General features: G+C 66.0%; 1 protein-coding gene. It reads right to left on the minus strand.

Features of this window, described 5'->3' with window-relative positions:
- Positions 1–430, minus strand: a 430-nt coding sequence (locus ACT3TD_RS14845; RefSeq protein ID WP_444638080.1) for an ISL3 family transposase, incomplete at both ends; no start/stop codon positions are given.

Consider the following 430-nt stretch of genomic DNA (forward strand, 5'->3'; position numbering starts at 1 on the left):
ACGGTCGGTGAGATAGTTCGTCCTGGTCATCAGGTGACGGCGGTGCTTGTAGAGCGGGTCATCTTTGCGTCCGCGCCGCCCGGTCGTTTCTCGTTGCAGGCGTTGCCGACACCCGGTGAGCTTCTCGGCGGCCAGGTGCACCACATGAAATGGGACCATCACCTTCGTCGCCGCGGGTAAGGCGTGGTCCACGGCGGTGGCGTAGCCTGCGAAGCCGTCCATCGTGACGACCTCCACACGCTGGCGGAAACCAGGGTCACGCTCGTTGAGCCAGGTTCGTAGCACCTCGGCACTGCGCCCGGGTCGCATATCGATCAACCGGGCCGGCCCGCGCCCGTCGACCAGCGGGGTCAGATCCACCAGCACCGTGACCATCGAGGAGGGATCGCCGGGACGGCGGGTGTGTTTCCACACGTGCTCATCGACACCG

The organism is Corynebacterium sp. AOP36-E1-14 (genome assembly GCF_052377495.1).
GTDB lineage: Bacteria > Actinomycetota > Actinomycetes > Mycobacteriales > Mycobacteriaceae > Corynebacterium.